The sequence below is a fragment of the Janthinobacterium pasteuri genome, from assembly GCF_051380775.1.
Lineage (GTDB): Bacteria > Pseudomonadota > Gammaproteobacteria > Burkholderiales > Burkholderiaceae_D > Janthinobacterium.
On the sequence record NZ_JBNYXS010000024.1, the window covers coordinates 47,762 to 64,772 of the forward strand.

General features: G+C 62.3%; 15 protein-coding genes. 5 read left to right on the forward strand and 10 right to left on the reverse strand.

Going from position 1 to position 17,011, the window contains the following annotated elements:
* Positions 1 to 101: 101 nt before the first annotated feature.
* Positions 102 to 665 (forward strand): polyhydroxyalkanoate synthesis repressor PhaR, encoded by a 564-nt coding sequence (gene phaR / locus ACQ4WN_RS21205; RefSeq protein ID WP_071076767.1) that lies wholly within the window; start codon positions 102 to 104, stop codon positions 663 to 665.
* 198 nt (positions 666 to 863) lie between these two features.
* The gene (locus ACQ4WN_RS21210) at positions 864 to 1,454 is read left to right on the forward strand and encodes a nucleotidyltransferase family protein (RefSeq protein ID WP_176384465.1); all 591 of its coding nucleotides are present in this window, start codon (positions 864 to 866) and stop codon (positions 1,452 to 1,454) included.
* Positions 1,455 to 1,526: 72 nt separating this feature from the next.
* On the opposite strand, the gene ACQ4WN_RS21215 is transcribed toward ACQ4WN_RS21210, so the two are convergent.
* On the reverse strand, positions 1,527 to 1,754 hold the full coding sequence (locus ACQ4WN_RS21215; RefSeq protein WP_436553302.1) for a DUF1203 domain-containing protein: 228 nt from the start codon (positions 1,752 to 1,754) through the stop codon (positions 1,527 to 1,529).
* Between the two features lie 22 nt (positions 1,755 to 1,776).
* The gene (locus tag ACQ4WN_RS21220) at positions 1,777 to 3,309 is read right to left on the reverse strand and encodes a beta propeller repeat protein (protein ID WP_436553303.1); all 1,533 of its coding nucleotides are present in this window, start codon (positions 3,307 to 3,309) and stop codon (positions 1,777 to 1,779) included.
* Between the two features lie 295 nt (positions 3,310 to 3,604).
* On the opposite strand from ACQ4WN_RS21220, the gene rimO reads away from it, so the two are divergent.
* Together rimO and ACQ4WN_RS21230 are read left to right on the forward strand one after the other, a co-directional pair.
* Positions 3,605 to 4,960: a 30S ribosomal protein S12 methylthiotransferase RimO gene (gene rimO / locus ACQ4WN_RS21225; protein ID WP_133993417.1), complete on the forward strand. Its 1,356-nt coding sequence runs from the start codon at positions 3,605 to 3,607 to the stop codon at positions 4,958 to 4,960.
* Positions 4,961 to 5,057: 97 nt separating this feature from the next.
* Positions 5,058 to 6,224 carry a cystathionine beta-lyase gene (locus ACQ4WN_RS21230; RefSeq protein ID WP_436553304.1) on the forward strand — a complete coding sequence of 389 codons (1,167 nt, stop codon included), beginning with the start codon at positions 5,058 to 5,060 and terminating at the stop codon, positions 6,222 to 6,224.
* Between the two features lie 36 nt (positions 6,225 to 6,260).
* On the opposite strand, the gene ACQ4WN_RS21235 is transcribed toward ACQ4WN_RS21230, so the two are convergent.
* Positions 6,261 to 6,623 carry a DUF4870 family protein gene (locus ACQ4WN_RS21235; RefSeq protein ID WP_436553305.1) on the reverse strand — a complete coding sequence of 121 codons (363 nt, stop codon included), beginning with the start codon at positions 6,621 to 6,623 and terminating at the stop codon, positions 6,261 to 6,263.
* A gap of 92 nt (positions 6,624 to 6,715) precedes the next feature.
* On the opposite strand from ACQ4WN_RS21235, the gene ACQ4WN_RS21240 reads away from it, so the two are divergent.
* The gene (locus ACQ4WN_RS21240; protein WP_436553306.1) at positions 6,716 to 8,581 is read left to right on the forward strand and encodes a serine hydrolase domain-containing protein; all 1,866 of its coding nucleotides are present in this window, start codon (positions 6,716 to 6,718) and stop codon (positions 8,579 to 8,581) included.
* Between the two features lie 16 nt (positions 8,582 to 8,597).
* Here the strand turns inward: ACQ4WN_RS21240 and ACQ4WN_RS21245 are convergent, their stop codons facing one another.
* From ACQ4WN_RS21245 to ACQ4WN_RS21275, 7 genes are all read right to left on the reverse strand, one after another.
* Positions 8,598 to 8,864, reverse strand: coding sequence for a hypothetical protein (locus ACQ4WN_RS21245; RefSeq protein WP_436553307.1), 267 nt, complete (start codon positions 8,862 to 8,864; stop codon positions 8,598 to 8,600).
* The gene (locus ACQ4WN_RS21250; RefSeq protein WP_436553308.1) at positions 8,861 to 9,715 is read right to left on the reverse strand and encodes an MbnB/TglH/ChrH family RiPP precursor modification enzyme; all 855 of its coding nucleotides are present in this window, start codon (positions 9,713 to 9,715) and stop codon (positions 8,861 to 8,863) included. The genes ACQ4WN_RS21245 and ACQ4WN_RS21250 overlap by 4 nt, the downstream gene beginning before the upstream one ends.
* The gene (locus ACQ4WN_RS21255) at positions 9,705 to 10,619 is read right to left on the reverse strand and encodes a TIGR04222 domain-containing membrane protein (RefSeq protein ID WP_436553309.1); all 915 of its coding nucleotides are present in this window, start codon (positions 10,617 to 10,619) and stop codon (positions 9,705 to 9,707) included. Before ACQ4WN_RS21255 ends, ACQ4WN_RS21250 begins: the two co-directional genes overlap by 11 nt.
* On the reverse strand, positions 10,616 to 11,344 hold the full coding sequence (locus ACQ4WN_RS21260) for a hypothetical protein (protein WP_436553310.1): 729 nt from the start codon (positions 11,342 to 11,344) through the stop codon (positions 10,616 to 10,618). The genes ACQ4WN_RS21255 and ACQ4WN_RS21260 overlap by 4 nt, the downstream gene beginning before the upstream one ends.
* Before the next feature lie 91 nt (positions 11,345 to 11,435).
* Positions 11,436 to 12,278 (reverse strand): phosphoserine phosphatase SerB, encoded by an 843-nt coding sequence (serB, locus tag ACQ4WN_RS21265; protein WP_436553327.1) that lies wholly within the window; start codon positions 12,276 to 12,278, stop codon positions 11,436 to 11,438.
* Between the two features lie 55 nt (positions 12,279 to 12,333).
* The gene (gene mfd, locus ACQ4WN_RS21270) at positions 12,334 to 15,777 is read right to left on the reverse strand and encodes a transcription-repair coupling factor (RefSeq protein ID WP_436553311.1); all 3,444 of its coding nucleotides are present in this window, start codon (positions 15,775 to 15,777) and stop codon (positions 12,334 to 12,336) included.
* A 218-nt stretch (positions 15,778 to 15,995) separates the two neighbouring features.
* Complete coding sequence (locus tag ACQ4WN_RS21275) at positions 15,996 to 16,931, reverse strand: 5'-nucleotidase (RefSeq protein ID WP_436553312.1); 936 nt, start codon at positions 16,929 to 16,931, stop codon at positions 15,996 to 15,998.
* Positions 16,932 to 17,011 lie beyond the last annotated feature (80 nt).

The following is a 17,011-nucleotide window of genomic DNA, read 5'->3' on the forward strand; positions in this document are numbered from 1 at the left end:
CTCTATAATGGAAAAAGTAGGCAGGTGCGAAAGCGGACCCACGTTCGCTTTTTTTTCGGATTAACTCAGTACGCGCTGCGGCGCAATAAGTGGAACTTGTGATGAGTAGTGCAAAAAAAAGTATAGACCGCCTGATTAAAAAATATCCCAACCGCCGTCTGTACGACACGCAAACCAGTTCCTACATCACCTTGACGGACGTCAAGCAGCTGGTGCTGGACAATGAAGTGTTTACCGTCGTCGATGCCAAATCCAGTGAAGATTTGACGCGTAGCATCTTGCTGCAAATCATTTTGGAAGAAGAAGCGAACGGCGCGCCCATGTTCTCGAGCAGCGTGTTGTCGCAGATCATCCGCTACTATGGCCATGCCATGCAGGGCATGATGGGATCCTACCTGGAAAAGAACGTTCAAGCGTTCACCGATATCCAGCACAAATTCACTGGCACGTCGGCCGGCAGCTTCGAAGGCAAGCCATTCAGCCCGGAAATGTGGACCCAGTTCATGAATGTCCAGGGCCCGATGATGCAAGGCATGATGAACAACTACATCGACCAGAGCAAGAGCCTGTTCGTGCAGATGCAGGAACAGATGCAGAGCCAGAGCAAGAATCTGTTCGGCACCTTCCCCTTCGTTCCGCCGGTGCCGCCGACGGACAAAAAATAAGCTGATCCGGTTTTTACGTCGCACAACGGCACAGGAGTTCCTGTGCCGTTGTGCATTCAGGCGCCATATCGCCTCGGTGTGCCGGGTTTTGATCGGAGCATGGTGCAACCATTTTTCCTTGATGGGCAGACGCTGTCCGGCAAGGATGACATCGCAGCGTTCGTTTGATATGCAACTGCAGGTCCACGAGGAGTCTATATGGCGCTGCTTGAACAATTGCAGGCAATGATTGCAGCCGATAATGAGCGTATGCATGTCCTTCGTCTTGTCAGGGAACTTGATCTGCCCGATTGCTGGGTTGCTGCGGGATTTGTGCGATGCTGTGTCTGGGATCATTTGCACCAACGTTCGCCTTCGCCACTGCCTCACGATATCGACGTCATCTGGTACGACCCAAGCAAGGCGACACAGGCGCATGACGCCATGCTTGAGTCGAGTTTAAGAGCGCGGGACGGCACGCTGGGCTGGTCGGTAAAGAATCAGGCGCGTATGCATGAACGCAATGCGGACCTGCCTTACCTGACCGCTTCCGATGCCATGAGATACTGGCCGGAAACCGCCACTGCCGTGGGTGTGCGACTCAATGACCTTGCAGACATCGATATAGCGGCTCCTTTCGGCCTGCATGATCTTTTCGATCTGGTGGTCCGGCCGACAGAGCGATTTCTGACAGCGAAGCAATCGGTCTACGCAGGCCGCGTGCGTGGCAAGAATTGGCAAGGTACCTGGCCCAAGCTACGTATTGAATTCCCAGGTGCTGCTTCCTGCCGTGCTTTGGAACCGGACTGAGCAAGCTCATAGCCTGCATTTGATGATAAGCGATGCAGCAGCCTGAGAATCGCACATGCAATCTATTGCTACCTATGCCCGGTCAACCCGGACAGCGTAGCAACCGCGTCTGGCGTTGTGGACGTGGATATGGCTGACTTCCTGACTGCCAAAGATCTGCTCAATCAGGGTTTCAATCGACGTGCCTTCCACCACATATTCAGGCGCGTCCGCCATCCGGCTCTTGCTCTGCAAGTCGATCCAGGCAGACGGCACGGATGCCGTCTGGTAGTCATCGTTCACATCGGGTGGGCATGGCATTGTCGACTGACGGTCAGAACTTTCACTTCATGCTTTCGGCAGTCCAGCTTTTACCGCCGTCGTTCGATATTTCAAATTGCGCCGGCACGCTCCAGCGCATTATTTTTCCCAGAATCGCACCCGATTTAAGCGGGGTCAACTCGCGTGATTTCGGTTTGGCATCCACCAGTGTCCACGTTTTGCCCATGTCGCTACTGGCATGTAAGGTCGTATCGCTCATCATACTGCTTTCAAAACGCAGCAGGGTGCCATCGGTACGCTGAACCAGCGGAATGTGGCTAGCGGTGACCTCTTGCCAGGTTTGACCTTGATTCACTGAAACGAAAGCATCTCTGGAGGTGATCGCAAATGGCCCGTAACCTTGTGTTATGAGGCTCCACATGCCGCTGCCGCTGATGCGCATCGCATCCACACGGCGATCGGGCATTGCCCGCTCTGACCACTGGCCACTGGCGTAGTCGTAGAGGTGCAGCGTTCCTTTCGTCGACGTGTAGGCAAAGCCTGTGCCGATATCGCGCAGCCAGAACCAGGTGTCCTGGTTCAGGAGCCACTTCCCCAGCTTTTCACTGCGTACCTGATTCCACTCGCCGCGCTCGAGACGGGCGGAATGATAAATCGTGACTTCATTGTTACGCTGGACGGCGACATACCAGCCAGCGTCCATATTGCCAGCCAGTCCGACCAGATTGCCATAGGGAAGGTTGCCAGTGTCAATCGGTTCAAGCTTGTTCTGTCCCGGCGCATGGCGCAGCAGGGTGCCGAACTCGCCGAAGGCCAGCAAGTCTGCATCCGGCATTTGCACCGGCTGCACGCAGTTCAGCGTCTCTATTTTGTCGCTGGCCAGTTGTTTCCATGTTCCCTCAGGGCTGCGCCACAGCACTGTGCCCATGCGGGTTGCGGCCGCCACGCTGCCGTCTGGTAGCTCCGTCACGCATTCGGCGCCGGTGGGGCGGGCCATGGCGACTTCCTCAGCGCGATCCGTATCACTGCGCGATCCGGACCAGCTGACTGTCTTTTCGGGTGCAAACAGCTTCAGGTGCTCGGGAGAATAGCGTTCGAGCAGGGTTCGGTTGTCTCGCACCCGCACGCTGCGGCCGACCAGTACACGCTCGCCATAAAGAGGCGTGACGATCAGGCGTCCCAGATCGACCGGCTTGCCTTCCTCCACAGTAAATAAGCCCAGGCCGCTGCCCATTTTGATGTAGCGGTTTGATTTGCCGGCGTCGGCCAGTTGACTGAAGTAGTATTTCCCCGGTGGCAGGGTCCCCATGAAAAGAGTCGTGTCGCGCGCCATATCCTTGGCAACCTGGTTCAGGATATATTGCTGCAGGACCAGGCTCGATACTGCGTCTCCGCTACTCAGGCGGCCCAAGGTGATCTGGCCCAATCCGTTCACCTCATCAGTGTTGGCAGTAATGCTGACAGTAACGGCTGTACCTTCGGAGGGCACGCCGACGCTGAGAGGGCGCTGCACATGCGTTGTGACACAGCCACCGAGCATCAGCGCAGAGACGGCTCCTGCAAAAACGTTGGCAACGAAATTTTTGATGAACATTTTATTTCCACAGTGCAATAAAATCTTATTATAGCGAGACTGTGTATGAAATAACAAGTAAATTAGTCAAGTATGGGCTGCAGCCAGATATGGAATGCGTGAAAGAATATGCTCAGGGCAGGTCGCCCGTGGCTCCCACCGTTGCATATCCCGCAGCAAAACCAGACCGCCACTGACAGCTAAGGGCGGCTCGGGGTACAATAGCCGATTCGCCTCACCATTTTACTAGCTGCCAACTATGTCTGAAATTCACCGTATTGCTGTTCCTTCCGCCAAGCCAGAGGCCATGCAGGCCATGCCAGGTGCGGCGCCGAAAGTGGGCTTTGTCTCGCTCGGCTGCCCGAAAGCGCTGGTCGACTCTGAACAAATCCTGACCCAACTGCGCGCCGAAGGCTACGAAACGGCGAAATCCTACGCTGGCGCCGATCTGGTGATCGTCAATACCTGCGGATTTATCGATGCTGCCGTGCAAGAGTCGCTCGACGCCATCGGCGAAGCGCTGGCTGAAAACGGTAAAGTGATCGTGACCGGCTGCCTGGGCGCCAAGAAAGATGCTGCCGGCGACGACATCATCATGAAGGTGCACCCGAAAGTGCTGTCCGTCACGGGCCCGCACGCGCTGGCCGAGGTGATGGATTCCGTCCACTTGCACCTGCCGAAACCGCATGCACCGTTCCTTGATCTGGTGCCGCCGCAAGGCGTCAAGCTGACGCCGAAGCATTATGCTTACCTGAAAATCTCCGAAGGCTGCAACCACCGCTGCAGCTTCTGCATCATCCCATCGATGCGCGGCGACCTGGTGTCGCGTCCGATCGGCGAACTGATGATCGAGGCGGAAAACCTGTTCAAGGCCGGCGTCAAGGAATTGCTGGTCATTTCGCAAGATACCTCGGCGTATGGCGTGGACGTGAAATTCCGTTCCGGCTTCTGGAATGGCCGTCCCGTGAAGACGCACATGACGCAACTGACGGAAGCGCTGGGCGAACTGGCCAAGTCCTACGGCGCCTGGGTGCGCTTGCACTATGTGTATCCATACCCGCACGTGGACCAGATCATCCCGATGATGAGCGGCGGCCACATCCTGCCATACCTCGATATTCCCATGCAGCATGCGCATCCTGACGTGTTGAAACGCATGAAGCGCCCGGCCAGCGGCGAGAAAAACCTGGACCGCATCCAGGCCTGGCGCGCCATCAACCCGGACCTGACCATCCGCTCGACCTTCATCGCCGGTTTCCCTGGCGAAACGGAAGAGGAATTCGAGTACTTGCTCGACTTCCTCAAGGAAGCGCAGATCGACCGCCTGGGCTGCTTCGCCTATTCGCCTGTCGAAGGCGCGACCGCCAACGCCATCGCCAACCCCGTGCCGGAAGAGCTGCGCGAAGAGCGCCGCGGCCGCGTGATGCTGCTGCAGGAAGAAATTTCGAAAAAACGCCTGCAAGCCAAGGTCGGCAAGACCGTGCGCGTGCTGATCGATGAAGTCACCCGCTCCGGCGGCGTGGGCCGCTCGTCCGCCGACGCGCCCGAAATCGATGGCGTCGTGTATGTGAAGCCGCCGTTCGAGCCGCACCGCAAGCTGGCCGTCGGCCAATTCGTCGACGTGACCATCACGTCGGCCGATGCGCACGACCTGTGGGGCGCTGCCGAGTAAGCAGGTGTAACAACAGTACGGCAGGCAAGGGCATAAGCCCTTACAATCAAGGCGGACCAGCAATTGCTGGCCCGCCTTTTTATTTGCCGACGCCGCCATGACCATCATCAAATCTCCGCAAACCGCGCTGATCCACAGCGATTACCAGGCGCCGCAAGGCTTTGCCGCGTTTCCCAACGCCATTCATCACGCATCGACCGTGCTGTTCAAGGACGTGGCCGCCATGCGTTCGGGCGACTGGAAAGAAAAGAATGCCTACACCTACGGCTTGCACGGCACGCCCACCACGTTCACCCTGGAAGCGCGGCTGGCCGAAATCGAAGGTGGCAAGCACTGCCTGCTGGCGCCGTCAGGACTGGCGGCCATCGCCATGGCGGACTTTGCCCTGCTGAAGACGGGCGATGATGTCTTGCTGCCGGAAAATATCTACAACCCGAACCGTGAACTGGGACGCTGGCTGGCGCAGGACTTCGGCATCACGGCCCGCTATTACGACCCGCAGATCGGCGCCGGCATCGCAGGCTTGATCCAGGAAAATACCAAGCTGATCTGGACGGAAGCACCGGGTTCCGTGACCATGGAAGTGCCGGACTTGCCCGCCATCTGCGCGGCCGCCCACGCGCGCGGCGTACTCGTCGCTTTGGACAACACCTGGTCGGCCGGCCTGGCGCTGCGCGGCTTTGACCTGGGCGTGGACATCATCATGCAGGCGCTGACGAAATACCAGTCAGGCGGCTCGGATGTGCTGATGGGCGCGCTCATTACGCGCGAGCGCGCGCTGCACGAGCGCCTGGCGCTGGCGCACATGCGTCTGGGCATGGGCGTGGGCGCCGATGACGCCTATCTGGTGCTGCGCGGCTTGCCGACCATGAAGCTGCGCTTCGACGCCCATGATGCGGGTGCGCGTGCGGTGGCCAGCTGGCTCAAGGCTAGAGGCGAGATTGCCACGGTGCTGCATCCGGCCTTCGACGATTGCCCGGGTCACGCCATCTGGCAGCGCGATTTCACGGGCGCAGGCGGCCTGTTTTCCGTGCTGTTCGATGCCCGCTACACGGAGGCACACACTGACCGTTTCGTCGACGCCTTGCAGTTGTTCAAGATAGGCTACAGCTGGGGCGGCGCAAACAGCCTGGTGATGCCGTACCGCATCGGCGCCATGCGCAAGGGCTGGCAATTGCCGGGTCAGCTGGTGCGCCTGAACGTGGGGCTGGAAGATCCGCAGGACTTGATTGCCGATATCGAACGGGCGTTCGCAGCAATGTAGGCAGCGGCAAACCGTTGGCTTGCCGCGAAGCACCTTTTACATGGGCACAGGGGTGTTGTTGTGCAGGTCGAGGAAGCCGCGCAGCAAACGGTAGGCTTTCCACAGCCATGCCACGCCCCACACGACGAGCGCCAGCGGAATGCCGATCAGCGTGATCCACAGGATGGCGCCGACGACGATCCAGGCCACATACCACCAGAAGGAACGGATCATCCAGCTGTGATGGCTGTACACGAAGGTCCCGGCCGCCTCGCCGCGCTTCACATAATTGATGATGAGCGGAATGAAGGAAAATGCGCCCAACGAAAACACAAAGCTGGCGCCATGTATCAGGTACAACCACCAGGCCAGGTTTTTGGTCTGCTGGAGTTGGGTATCGAGAATCATATCTTGTGACATGCAGGCTCCTGCTTGATGTTTTAATCAGGTTTTTATTGTAACAAGCTATTTTGCGCAGGAGCGCAGTCCATGGAAAAAGGCGGAATACATTGTTGAAAGCACATCCACATCCCACCTTGTCTGCGCGTGCCCGATCATGGCTGCGCCGCGCTTTGCCGGCCTTGCTGCTGTGCGCCACGGTGGCCCATGCCGCCGGCCCTACGCTGGAGGCGGAGTTTGCTTCTGGCTTGAAGGACGAGGGCCTGGCGGGCGCAGTCTGGAGCGAAGTCTTGTCCGACGGAACAGTCAAAGTCGGCGCGTCGGGCCTGCGCGATGCCGCCAAGCACATACCCATGCAGGCGGACACGCGCGTGCAGGTGGGCTCCGTGGGCAAGGTGGCGCTGGCACTGGGCGTCTTGCGCCTGATCAGCGAAGACCGGCTCACGCTCGACACGCCCTTGCAGCAGGTGCTGCCGGACCTGGCGCTGAAAAACCCGTGGCAGGCCAGCGATCCTGTGCGCATCCGCCACCTGCTGGCGCATACGTCCGGCCTCGATAATGTGCGCTTCTGGCAGGCGTTCAGCCTGAACCCGGCGCCGGATACGCCGCTGGCGGCCGCCTTCGACGGCGGCCGCAATCTGCTGCGCGTGCGGGCGCGGCCCGGCAGCCGTTACGCGTATTCGAACATGGGCTATGGCTTGCTGGGCATGGTGATTGAAAAGGTCACGGGCCAGCCCTACGAGCGCTACCTTGATGCGCAGCTGCTGCAGCCGCTGGGAATGGCGGACAGCACGTTTACTTTCGTCACGCAGACGGGCCCGCATGCGGACCCGCGCCTGGCCATGGGCCACTTCGAGCATGGCGTGGCGCAGCCGGCCGTGCCGCAGTACTTGCGTCCGGCCGCGCAATTCACCACGACGGCGGCCGACATGGGCAAGCTGGCGCAATTCCTGATGGGTGATGGCAAGTTGCAGGGCAAGCGCTTCATCGACCCGGCGCTGATGGGTGCCTTGTCCGATCCGGCCGGCACGGATGCGGCGCAGGCGGGCCTGGAGACGGGCCACGGCCTGGCGTTGGCCGTGCGCGACCGCCACAATGTGGTGGGCGCCTGCCACCCGGGCACGACCGTGGGTTTTCGCGCCATGCTGTGCATCTACCCGGAGCAGGACAGCGCCTTCTTCGTGGCCTTCAATACGGATGCGGAACAGGCCGACTATGAACGCTTCAACCGCCTGTTGCTGCGCGACCTGGAGCTGCCGCTGCGCGCGCCGGCTCCGCAGGGTACGCCCGCACCCACGGTGGAAAACTGGCAGGGCGTGTACGTGCCGTCGCCCAGCCCCATGGCCAGCATGGCCTGGGTCGATGCGGTCTTCGGCTTTACGCGCCTGAAATGGGATGGCGAATCGCTGTTCCTGATCCCGTTCCAGGGCGAACCGAGGGAACTGGAACCCGTGGGTGGCTTGCTGTTCCGCGCCAGCGACCGCAGCACCGCGTCGCACGTGCTGATGCAAGAGGATGGCAAGCATATCCTCAGCGACGGCTTGCGCAGCTATGAGCGGGTGTCGATGCTGCGCATGCTGGTGTTGTGGGGCAGCCTGGCGCTGGGTTTGGCGGGCTTGCTGTATGTGCTGGTGGTGGGCGTCTGGCGCGCCGCGCTGCGCAGCCTGGGGCGGGGCGATCATCTGTTCGCGCCGCTGCTGTCGCTGTTGTCGCTGCTCCTGCCCCTGCCGCTGTTCTATTTCCAGTCTTACCTTCGCCTGGGCGATGTCACCGTGGCCAGCGTGCTGCTGGCGCTGGTCACGGGTGCGCTGCCGCTGGCCATGGCGTTTGGCCTGGCGCGCTGCTGGCGCAGCCGCGGTACGGCGGGCGAGGCCGGCTCGTGGGCGAAATGGGATTGGGTAGGCTTGCTGGCGGCATTGCAACTGCTGCTGGTGCTGGCCTGGTGGGGCTTGCTGCCGCTGCGACTGTGGCAGTTGTAGCAGCTGCGGCTGGCCGTCAGCGCCAGACTTGCAGCAGCCGGCGCCACCAGCGTTGCGCCGGCCTGGCTTGGCTGCCATGCTCGGCGCGCCCGGTGCGTTTGGCGCGATAGCTGGCAGCCGCCATTTGCAGGCCGATGCGGTCCATCGCCGCCATCGCCTCGGCTTCCTGCTGCGACAAGCCATGCAGCAAGGCTTGCACCCGGGGTTCCAGCAGGAAGGCAGTACGCAGGGAGTCGTCCGTGTACAGCCTTGCCAGGTAGGTTTCCAGTGCGGCGGAACTCATGCGCACCGCCCCGCACGCAAGGCAGCGCGCGCCAGGTCCAGCTGGCCCAGCACATGGTCGAACGATGGGTAATTGCCGTCGCGTTCGACGATCACCGTCAGGGGCTGCGGCGCATGGCGCGCCAGCAAGGTCAATAAAGCAAAGACGGCGGGCGGCACATCGTGCAGATGGTCGTCCAGCAAGCGCTGGCCGCCGCCAGGCGCAGCTACCCAGTGGCCGCCGCTCAGGTGCACGGCGCCGACCCTGGCCAGGGGCAGGCGCAGTAGCAGTTCCTCCGGCGCCTCGCCAAAATTGACGGCATTCGCATACAGGTTGTGCAGGTCCAGCAGCAGGGGCACTTGCGCGCCGTGGATAATCTGCGCCAGCCATGTGGCTTCGTCCATCGTGCTGGCGGGAGGCTGGACGAGGGTGGCGATGTTTTCCATCAGCGGTGCGCTGCCGACGATGCGGGTGGCCAGTGCGATATTGGCCACCGCGCCTGCGGCGCTGTGCGGCGTGCGCGGCGGGGCCGCCAGGTGGCCGATTTCGACGCCGCCGGCGCGCACGAAACTCAGGTGCTCGGACCATGACTCCGCCTGCACCGCTTTCATCAGGCGCGCCATCGCACGCAGGCGGCGCGGGTCGGCGGGAATGCTTGACGCCAGCCCCATGCCCACGCCGTGCAGGCTGACGGGCACCTGGCGCGCCAGGCTGCTCAAGGCCGCGATGCCGGCGCGCGAGGCGCGGTAATAGTCATCGGCGATCACTTCCAGCACGTCGATCTGCGCCAGGTTGGACAGGATGCCGGCGGCCAGTTCGCCGCGCCAGCCCAGGCCGACGCGGTCGCGTGTGGCACCCGTGCTAGCTGCCACAGCCGCCGCCCCCGCCGCAACCGCCACAGCCGCTGCCGCCGCCATCGCCGCCGCCATCACCGCCGCCCGATGACGAGTCGCCCGTGCTGCCGGACGAGGAGCCGCTGCTGTGCCGGGGTACCGGGTACAGCTCGGCGACATACGCGTACACGGACAAGGGCAGGGCGCCGAGTCCGAAGATGGCGGCCAGCAGGGCCATATCGGCGCTGCTGCTGCCAGCCTGCAGGCGCGACGCGCGTAGGTTCAGCCGGCCAAACAGCATGCGCAGGTCGCTCAGCAGCCGCTGCGCGCTCCAGCTGATCGCCTGGGTGCGCAAACCGCGCAGCATGAGCAGGAAGATCGTCAGCAGTAGCGCCAGGAACAGCAGGTTGTAGTGCTGGCGGCTGATGGCGATGACGGCCTTGATGGCGGCCACCGTCAGCAGCAGATAGTGTGCGACCCAGGTGAGGCGTTCGCGGCGGCGCAGCAGCGGCGGGCCGACCAGCAATTCCTGCAGCGTCAAGCTGTCCCGGTAAGCGCGGCACGAAGGCAGCATGTCGGCCTGCACGGCCAGTTCCTTGCTGTGACCCTGGCGGTCCAGGTACAGCCGCAGCACGTCGCGTTCGATGTCGTGAGTGGCGAAGCGCAGACTGTCGGCGCTGGCCGTTTCCAGCAGCGGGCCATCGGCGCGCAGCAAGCCGCGGTCGACCAGCACGATGGCGGCGATTTTCACGGCTTCGAGGGCGCCGCCGCGCAGGAAGGCGATGCGGTAGGGATCATCGGCCAGCGACAGCTGGGCGTGCGGATTGCGCAATTCCTGGCGTATCAGCAATTCGCGCACGCTGTAATACACGAGCAGGCCGAAAATCAGGTAGGCCAGCAGGAACCACGGCCCGCTCCAGTCGAACGGATTGACCCCGTTCACCGCATGGTCTCCGCGTGTTCGCGCAAGCGTTCGGTAATGGCCATCAGGCCAGTAAAGGCGGGCAGGGCCTGCCCCGGCGCCAGGTGCGCCGTTTCGCGCGCCGTCGACATGGCTTGCAAGGCAGAGTGCAGGGCAGGTTCGCCCAGTTGGTCGACAAACGCTTCGAGCGCTTGCTTGCCCGACAGTGCCGTCCGGCCATCGAGCTGCGCCAGCGATGCAGCGGCCGAGCGCAGCGGACCGGCCGCGTCGGCGATGGCGCCAGCCAGCTGTTCTTCGTTCAGGCTGAGCAGCAGATAGCGTTCGCGCATGCGCACCTGCTGGTTCAGCAGCACTTGCCGCAGCCGGCGCAGCACCGCGTCGCGGCTGGTATGCAGGCTGGCGAAGGGATCATTGCCCAGCAGCACTTGATGGCGCGCAATGATATCGGCAAACTTGACGGCGAAGGCGTCGGCGGCCTGCGGCAACTCGCTTTCGAGCAGGAACATCACTTGCAAATCGATGGCGGCGTGCGCCATGCGCAATGGCCCGCGCAGCGCATCGGCCGCCGGCGGCGTAAAGCGCTTGAGCAGCAACAGCAAGTTGACGTCGGACGTGGCGCGCAACTGGCCATCGGCGGCCGAGCCAAACAGCACAGCGGCGGCAAGGTCATTACCAAAGGCCCTTTGCGCGGCGGTGACAAACAAGTCCAGGTGGCGTTGTATCTCTTCTGGCAGCGAGGGCGGCATGCGGTGTTCTTTCACGATGAGCAAGCTTGGTAGTCATAAGTTTGCAATATAGCAAAAATTTTCCACCGTGCGCGCGCCGCCAGACGCCAAGTCAGCTCAATACGTTCAGCAAGCCATCGAGACCCACAAAGTTCAGCGCCACGTCCGCCTGCGAGCGCACCACCGGCTTGGCGCGGAAGGCGACGGACAGGCCGGCGATGCCCATCATTTTCAAGTCGTTGGCGCCGTCGCCCATGACGATGGCCTGCGCTGGCGTAATGCCCAGCTGCGCGCATACGCGCTCCACCGTGCGCTGCTTTTCCTCGGCGTCGACGATGCCGCCAATGACCTTGCCCGTCAGCTTGCCATCGACGATTTCCAGTTCGTTCGCATGCGTGTAATCGAGGCCCAGGCGCTGTTTCAGGCGCTCGGTAAAGAAAGTGAAGCCGCCCGACACCAGCAGCGTTTTCAGGCCGGCTTTTTGCACGGCCGCCAGCATGGTTTCCGCACCCGGCGACAGTTTCAGGCGCTCGTCGTAGACGCGCTGCAGGGCCGACGCATCGAGGCCTTCAAGCAGGGCCACGCGCTGCTTCAAACTGGCGGCGAAATCGAGTTCGCCGCGCATGGCCGCTTCCGTGATGGCCGCCACCTGCGGCTTGAGGCCCTGCATGTCGGCGATTTCATCGATGCACTCGATGGTGATCAGGGTTGAATCCATGTCCATCGCCACGAGCTTGAATTCGCTCAGTTCGCGCTGGCCCATCATGTAGGTGGCGTCCAGCTGCGCCGCCTGGGCCGCCACTTCGATGGTGGGGCGCAGTGCGGGCGAATAGGCGATCTTTTCGCAGCGCACGGCGTTCGGGCCCAGGCGCGTGATGGACGTCGGCGCGGCCAGGGCGGCGATGCGATCAAGCCTGGCCATGTCGCCGTCGAGACCCTGCAGGATCAGATTCATGGTGATGGAAGTCGTGTTAGTCATGGGGCAGTCCTGCATAGATTGTCGAAATTGTTTACACCGTCAATTGCTTGATGGTGGTCTTGATCTGCGTCACGCGCGCGGCAAGGTCGGGCATGGCGGCCGTGATTTTCAGCTTGTCCTGGCCATGCAGCTTGATATGGCGGTTCTTCTGGATCAGGTCAATGATGCGCATCGGGTCGATGGGCGGCTTGGCCATGAATTGCAGGGTGGCCGCTTCGCCATGCACGTCGATCTTGACGATGCCCACGGTTTTCGCCGCGATACGCAGCCGGTGTGTCTCGATCAGCGCTTTCACGGGGTCGGGCAGCTTGCCGAAGCGGTCGATCAGCTCTTCCTGGATATCGTCGATTTTCTCTTGCGTGGCGCAGTTGGCCAGGCGCTTGTAGATCGACAGGCGCTCGTGCACGTCGCCGCAGAAGTCGGCCGGCAGCAGGGCCGGCACGTGCAGGTTGATTTCCGTCGTTGACGCCAGCGGCGCGGCCAGGTCCGGCTCCTTGCCGGCCTTCAGCGAGCGCACGGCTTCGTTGAGCATGTCCGAATACAGCTGGAAGCCGATTTCCGTCATCTCGCCCGACTGGCTTTCGCCCAGCACCTCGCCGGCGCCGCGGATTTCCAGGTCGTGCATGGCCAGGTAAAAGCCGCTGCCCAGTTCTTCCATCTGCTGGATGGCGTCCAGGCGGCGCTGCGCCAGCTTGCTGAGGCCCTGCACGTCGTGCACCAGCAGGTAGGCGTAAGCCTGGTGGTGCGAGCGTCCGACCCGGCCGCGCAGCTGGTGCAGCTGCGCCAGGCCGAACTTGTCGGCGCGGTGCATGATGATGGTGTTCGCCGTCGGTACGTCGATGCCCGTTTCAATGATCGTCGTGCACAGCAAAATGTTGAAACGCTGGGCGACAAAGTCGCGCATGACCTTTTCCAGGTCGCGCTCGTGCATCTGGCCGTGCGCCACGGCGATGCGCGCCTCGGGCAGCAGTTCCGTCAGCATGGCCAGGCGGTTCTGGATGGTTTCCACCTCATTGTGCAGGAAGTAGATCTGGCCACCGCGTTTCAGTTCGCGCAAACATGCTTCGCGGATGATGGCTTCACCCTCGCTGCGCACGAATGTCTTGATAGCCAGGCGCTTTTGCGGCGCCGTGGCGATGATGGAAAAGTCGCGCAAGCCTTCCAGCGCCATGCCCAGGGTACGCGGGATCGGCGTGGCCGTCAGGGTCAGCACGTCCACTTCGGCGCGCAATGCCTTTAATGCTTCCTTCTGGCGCACGCCGAACCTGTGTTCCTCGTCGATGATGACCAGGCCCAGGCGGGTGAACTTCACGTCATCGGAGAGCAGCTTGTGCGTGCCGATGACGATGTCGATGGTGCCGTCGGCCATGCCCTTGAACGCCTGCGTGATTTCCTTGCCAGTGCGGAAACGCGACAGTTCGGCGATGCGCACGGGCCAGTCGGCGAAGCGGTCGGCGAAGGTTTGCGCATGCTGCTCCGCCAGCAGGGTGGTGGGCGCCAGTATCGCCACCTGCTTGCCGCCCATGACGGCGATGAAGGCGGCGCGCAGCGCCACTTCCGTCTTGCCGAAGCCGACGTCGCCGCAGACAAGGCGGTCCATCGGTTTACCGGAAGTCATGTCCTTGATGACATTGTGGATGGCCTCGGCCTGGTCCGGCGTTTCGTCGAAGCCGAAGCTGTCGGCGAAGCGCTGGTAGTCGTGCGCGGAGAATTCGAACGAGTGGCCCTGGCGCAGGGCACGGCGCGCATACAGGTTGAGCAGCTCGGCGGCCGTGTCGCGCACCTGTTCGGCCGCGCGTTTCTTGGCTTTTTCCCACTGGCCCGAACCGAGCGAGTGCAGCGGCGCGTCTTCCGGCGCGGCGCCCGAATAGCGTGAGATCACATGCAGCTGCGACACGGGCACGTACAGCTTGGTGTCCTTGGCGTATTCCAGGTGCAAAAATTCTGTCTCGCCTTCGCCCAGGTCCATGCTGGTCAGGCCCATGTAGCGCCCGATGCCGTGGTTGATGTGCACCACGGGGTCGCCGATTTTGAGCTCCGACAGGTCGCGCACCATCGATTCGACCTGCGTCACGCCTTCCTGTTTTTTTGTTCCGACGCGTCGGCCGGAACCTGCATACAGCTCCGTCTCGGTGATGAAGGCCAGATTGCCTTCTGGCGTAAACAGTTCGAAACCCGCGTGCAGCGGCGCGACGCCCAGCATCAGCTTGGCGCTTGATTGCAGGAAGCCGTCGCTGCCTTCCACCGGTGTCAGGTGCAGATCGTATTCGGTAAAGTACTGCTGCAAGGTTTCGCGGCGGCCGTTCGATTCGGCGCAAATCATCACGCGGCGGCCCGATTGCAGCAGATAGCTGCGCAGGTTGGCCAGCGGGTCGTCGGCGCGGCGGTTGACGGCGATGTTCGGCACGGGCGCCGACAGTTCGGACGCCAGCGCATCGTTTGATTTCACGATGGCCAGGCGCGGGTAGGGCTTGGCGAGGCCGAAGAACTGCTCGTCGGACAGGAACAGCGATTCGGGCGGCAGGATCGGCCGCTCGCGGTCCGCTTTTAAAAAGCGGTAGCGCGACTGGGTATCGGTCCAGAAGCGCCCGATGGCCGCGTCGATCTCGCCCACCAGGGCCAGCGAAGCGTCAGGCGGCAGGTAGTCGAACAGGGTGGCCGTCTGCTCGAAGAACAGGGGCAGATAGTATTCGATGCCGGCCGAGGCGATGCCGCTGCTGATGTCCTTGTAGACGACGGAGCGCGATGGATCGCCCTCGAACTGTTCGCGCCAGCGGTTGCGGAAGGTGGTGCGCGCCGCTTCGTCCATGGGGAATTCGCGCCCCGGCAGCAAGCGCACTTCGTGCACGGGGTAGAGCGAGCGCTGGGTGTCGGCGTCAAACGTGCGGATGGTCTCGATGGTGTCGCCGAACAGGTCGAGACGGTAGGGCAGGGCCGAACCCATGGGGAACAGGTCGAGCAGGCCGCCGCGCACCGAGTATTCGCCGGGCGACATCACTTGCGACACATGACTGTAGCCGGCCAGGGTCAGCTGCGACTTCAGGCGAGCCTCGTCGAGCTTTTCGCCCTTCTTGAAGAAGAAGGTGTAGGCCGCCAAAAAGGACGGCGGCGCCAGGCGCACCAGCGCCGTGGTGGCCGGCACGATCAGCACGTCGCACTGGCGCGTCTGGATTTCGTGCAGCGTGGCCAGGCGTTCGGAGACCAGGTCCTGGTGCGGCGAAAAGGCGTCGTAGGGCAGGGTTTCCCAGTCCGGCAGCAGATGGCAGCGCAGTTCCGTGCCGCCAAACCACGGGATTTCATCGAGCAGGCGCTGGCCGTCGCTGGCCTGCGCCACCACCACGGCCAGCATCTGGCCCCGCGCTTTCAATTCCAGAGCGGCCAGCGCCAGGGCATAGGCGTCGGATGAACCATACAGGGCGGGCAGCGCGTAGCGGTTGCCGGGCTTTGGGAGGGCTTTTTTTAAGTCTAAGGACATGCAGGCGATGACACTAGTGGCAGAGGCAGTTGAGTGGGACAGCTGTGGTGCGCGCAGCGCCGCCAGTGACGGCGCCGACAGGCGAGATTATAGACCATCGCCCTTATCTCCGCGCTTGAGAAAACCATCGCGAGCGGCAGTGATTTGTGGCTAAGAAGCGCAACCGTGCTCTAGTACGGTGAGCATCGCAGGCCGCAAAGCACGACGCGCAGCAGGTTTTATCCTGCGCGAACATTCGCTATGCCGAAGGGAACGTGGACCATGGGGATCGTGCCGCCCGCCGATTTCAGGTGGCTCAGCTGGTCGTCGAAGAAAATATGCGGCTTGAACACGGCCAGCACGCGCGACTTGTCCATGCCACCGAGGAAAAACGTCTCGTCAGCCGCCACGCCCCAGCTTTTCAGGGTCGTCACGACCCGTTCGTGCGAGGGAGCGTTGCGCGCCGTGATGATGGCGATGCGCAGGATCTTCTTGTAGCCGGGGTCGCGCCGTTGCGCCTTTTCTTCCAGGCGCTGCATGGTGGCCAGCTTCTGGAACAGGTCGGCCAGCGGGCCGGGGCGGTGCGGCGTGCCCACGTTCAGGGTTTCATGGGCGTGGAATTCATCGACGTCATTGTTGCGCTTGAACACGGTTTCCGCTTCATCGTCGGCGATCACGCCATCGAAATCGAAGGCCACGCGCAGTTCTTCGTCGCTCTCGTCGTCTTCCGTGCGCGACGGCAGCACCAGCCCGGCCGGATAGTTGCACGCCAGGGCGCTGCGCACGTCGTCTTCATTCGCGCTGAGGAAGAGCGAGGCGTTGAAGGCGGGAAGGTAGGGATAGGGCGACTTGCCCGTCATGAAGGCGGCGCGCGAAATATCCAGGCCGTAGTGGGCGATGCTGTGCATGACGCGCAAGCCCGTTTCGGGCGAATTGCGCGAAAACAGCAGCACTTCCACGGGCGACTGGCGCGGATAGTGCTTGTTGATGTTCAGGAAGCGGCGGATGAAGGGAAAGGCCACGCCGCGCGGCAAAACCGTGTCGATATGCGCTTCCTGATACTTGCGGTATTCCTCGGGGCCGTTATCGAGGTAGACCTGATGCGATTCGGCCAGGTCGAACAGGGCGCTGGAAGCGACCCCGATCACCAGTTTGTGTTCGATAGGATAAGCCATGGTCTGCCTGTTGTTTGCCTGTTGCTCATCTTATACGACTATCAATTGCCTGGCCAATAGTGGAACAGGGAGTTTTCTTG